The organism is Aeromonas schubertii, from assembly GCF_000820105.1.
Lineage (GTDB): Bacteria > Pseudomonadota > Gammaproteobacteria > Enterobacterales > Aeromonadaceae > Aeromonas > Aeromonas schubertii.
The window spans coordinates 1-3,542 of record NZ_CDDB01000018.1 but is presented as its reverse complement, the minus strand read 5'-3'; the positions used below and the strand labels follow the sequence as shown (position 1 = coordinate 3,542).

Here is a 3,542-nt window from a genome sequence, read left to right as displayed (position 1 = left end):
CCTCGGCGAATCAGAGGGGGAGCCAATACCCTGCCCACCTGCGATTGTGTTGGCCGCGACAAGGCGCTCAGAAAGGTGGGTGTCCCATTTTATTTTTCAAACTTACCTCTCAAGCACATAACGCTCTGTTAAGGTGTGAGCAACGCAATACCGAAGCTACAGCACACCACCTTAATCACTAAAATCAACGCATGGTAAAAATGCCACGCGTTGCGAATCACTCTTAAACAGTTTGTTAGCATGTTGTTTCCGCTACAAACTCATTCACTTGAGAGCGTGTAGTGAAACGTACTTTAGTACCATGAAAATCTCTGAACAATTGCTGATGGAACTGCCGCGAACTTTTGGATTCGCGAACCGAGTATTCAGAAGCCCATTTTAATAATTCACGAAAATTCTTCTCCGCCTGTTCCTCATTAAGTTGCTTCGAGCTCTCCGAACCACGAGCATAAAGAGAACTTTCACATTCAGACCATTCCAAATCCAAAAGCAACAGCATGTCAGCAGAAAAAATAAGCTGTTCGGCTAAAGCACCAAATACTCCCTCAACAACCCAGTTACATTGAGGCTTTATACTAGCAATTTCATTTTTGATTGCTCCGGTGGAGCGTTTTTGATTATAGCCACCTGACTCCCATGCAATCGAGTCCAAGTTAACTTCCTGCAACTGAAGTTTTCGGGATAACTGTTTCGACAACCAACTCTTGCCTGAGCCAGAATTACCGATGATGAGAATTTTCTTCATATTACTCCCGCATGCTAACGCCGCAAGCAGCGGCGAGCGTTAGCGAGTCCAGCACCGAAGGTGCGATGCTGACTTGCCTTGTTAAGTGCATTATCTGCTAGGGTCAAAATAGTCGAAGCTATCATTCGGAATCATTTCACCCTTAAAAAATCCTTCAAAAACTAGCTGCACTCTTTCTCTGCGGTTAAATACCTGTTCAGAATCCAAGTCTTTGATGGCGAAAAAGTCATTTTTGTTGTGGTGTGCTTCAAATACCATCATTAGATAGCTAAAAATTCTAGCTATCGGCCAAGCAATCTCTCTAGGTATGCAATCATCGTCGCCATATTTTATTGCAAGGTCGTAGATGGCGTTATCTAGTTTCCAGTATTCATCATCGTCCCATATGTGAAACTCATGAAGTTTTGATATGAAAGATTGCTCATCAAACAACTCGCTTGATACCCAATTTCTAAACAGATCTTCGATAATATAATCTCCTGAGCACTTAACGCCGCGTTAAGGGGTGCAGGCACGCAATACGAAAGCTACCGCACAGCGCCGTAACCACTGAACCCAACGCAAATTGAAAATGCCACGCGTGCCAAATCCCGCTTAAACGCTTTGTTATAAGGCTTACAGTTGCGCCTTATTCTGAGTCTGCAAATCAGCAATTGGCTTAGCTCTACGATACATTGCCATCAACATTTTTAGTTCCACTAATTGATCACCTTTTGATATTTTGGAAAGGCTCACTACTTGTTGGGGAGATAAATTTAACTGCTCATGTAACTCAAGAACAGAGTTTCTTACAAAGTTCTTATCTTCCTGATTTTCTAACTCTCGCATTTTCTTTTGCGCTAGTTGTCTCGAACGATACTGAGAATGAATCACATGATAAGTCGTCGCAATCGTACCCACAGTAGAACAAATAGCGAAAACCAGATTTTTTATGTCATCAGCAACTTCAATAAGTACTGATAACTCCATAAATCCCGGAGACGCATATTGTATTTTCTGAACATTGGGCAATAAGTCTGGGTGAATATGATTTTTCATACCAGTGAAAAAATGGACAACACTAGCTCCACCTAGCCAAGGCATGCGCTCAAATTCCATTGTTGAGTCGGTTTCCGACAGCGTTCTCAAAGCAAAGAAGAAACCATAAACCTGAATATATTGATTAGAAAAGACCGAGAAATCCTCAAGACTCCAACGCTCATCTAAATTTATTATTACTGAACCTTTATTCATGACCTCATTCCTGCCTTATAACGCCGAGGTAACCGGCGCGCGTCAGCGCGTCCGGCGAAGGCCCGTAGGGCCGGAGTGTAGTTGACCGCCGTGTTAGAACGAATTTTATTCAACTTTAATGTACGCATTACCATAGCTTTCAGTTTTTAAATCTTTCTCTATGACCTTCAGTGCTTGGTAGAAAGCCCCATTACGTAGTTTTTTTATTTTTGAAGTGTTTATAAATTGAATTTCACAACCGGCTTCATCGCCGGGGAAGCCAGGACCACCTGCTGAGAGCGCATCCCAAAACGCATCTAGATTGCGACCAAAATATTGCGAGCCATCGGATTTGACTAAGTGAATATAGGCAGCCCAAAACTCCTGCTCGGATTCAATATTTTTGCAATCGATTACGTAGAGTTCCATAGATAACCAGCACTGCGTTCTAACAGTGATTAGATGGAAGGCGGTACTAATCCGTTAGCAGAGAATTCCATCTAACTCCGTAACATTTCAATCGCCGCCAAGTATAAATCATCATTAAATCATAATGTTATCCGTTTGCTTCTTATGCTGGGTGTATTCGCGTGACTTCCTCTTTTTGCGCCACCATGACGGCTGTGTAAAAAAACAGTACATGGGTTGCTCATTGAAAGCGCCGCCAAACCACGCCAACGTGAACAGCTCAGAAATAAACATAAGGCCCGTCATCACCTTGGGTGGACCCAGTGGGCAGCTCTTGCTGATCCATGCCATTCGGCAAGGCTACCGCCCCTGAATGACAGCCTCCAGTCTGCTGCTTTTTACCTGCGATCTTGCCTTGGCCTGGCGCATGGGTGACTCCGGTGAGTCGGTTGCCAAACGGCTATGTTAGCGAGTGGAGCGGGGGAGGGAAGCAGGAGACGATGGTTTCCTGAGCAAGATCAATAAATTGATCCATTATAGTAATTGTGATGTAATTGTGGACACCCACCATTTTGGTTAATCCGCTCTCTGGTTCATCCAACCAAGGCGGCTTGAATGAATAGAGCTAACAACAATCAAGAATGCAGTCCGAATTGAGCTGATTTCTCAGAACATGCTGGTTTGTACAAAGCCAACAACTTGGCGAACGTAACCACCATACAACTTCAAGTACTTTATCGGGGCGAATTCAGTCAGCTGGCTGATGACACCGTCGCTGCCCGCAGTGGTTGGCGTAACGCTCTCGCGCCGCACCGTGACCGATGGCCCGAATGCCGCTTCGTTTGAACAGCCTCACCTGCTTGAGCCAGTCGTCAGCGTCGAGTTGCAACCGTTGCAAGATGGGAGAAAGCTCCTCGGGGATATGGCCCCGCTTGTCTTCGCGGATGGCACGGCCAGTCCAGTCAACCAGCGCCAGATAGTCGCTGAAGGTGTAGGGGAGTGACTCGGGTTCACCCTTCTGAGCGAAAGGGAGCAGCAGGGGTGGCAACTCGGTGGTCTGGGCGCTTCCCAGGCGCTGGCTGATGCTGGTGTAGTCACTCTTCTCGGGTCGGTCGGCGAGTTTGGCGCGGATAGGATTGAGCTCCACATAGGCCATGCAGGCGAGCAGCGCCGACTC

General features: G+C 46.0%; 4 protein-coding genes and 1 pseudogene. All 5 read right to left on the bottom strand.

Annotation, left to right across the window (positions count from 1 at the left end):
• Positions 1-235: 235 nt before the first annotated feature.
• Entirely contained in the window at positions 236-745 is a 510-nt protein-coding gene (locus BN1133_RS19520; protein WP_082177889.1) for a P-loop NTPase family protein, read from the bottom strand.
• Between the two features lie 90 nt (positions 746-835).
• Positions 836-1,204, bottom strand: a complete 369-nt coding sequence (locus BN1133_RS03835; protein WP_269084465.1) for an Imm41 family immunity protein — start codon at positions 1,202-1,204, stop codon at positions 836-838.
• A 156-nt stretch (positions 1,205-1,360) separates the two neighbouring features.
• The gene (locus tag BN1133_RS03830) at positions 1,361-1,978 is read right to left on the bottom strand and encodes a hypothetical protein (RefSeq protein WP_050665232.1); all 618 of its coding nucleotides are present in this window, start codon (positions 1,976-1,978) and stop codon (positions 1,361-1,363) included.
• Between the two features lie 105 nt (positions 1,979-2,083).
• Positions 2,084-2,386 carry a barstar family protein gene (locus BN1133_RS19510; protein WP_082177887.1) on the bottom strand — a complete coding sequence of 101 codons (303 nt, stop codon included), beginning with the start codon at positions 2,384-2,386 and terminating at the stop codon, positions 2,084-2,086.
• 727 nt (positions 2,387-3,113) lie between these two features.
• Positions 3,114-3,542: pseudogene (locus BN1133_RS20250) on the bottom strand (alpha-amylase family glycosyl hydrolase); the annotation flags it as partial.

Coding starts and splice junctions, on each gene's coding strand:
- BN1133_RS19520 (WP_082177889.1), bottom strand. CDS start 745: ATGAAGAAAATTCTCATCATCGGTAATTCTGGCTCAGGCAAGAGTTGG.
- BN1133_RS03830 (WP_050665232.1), bottom strand. CDS start 1,978: ATGAATAAAGGTTCAGTAATAATAAATTTAGATGAGCGTTGGAGTCTT.
- BN1133_RS19510 (WP_082177887.1), bottom strand. CDS start 2,386: ATGGAACTCTACGTAATCGATTGCAAAAATATTGAATCCGAGCAGGAG.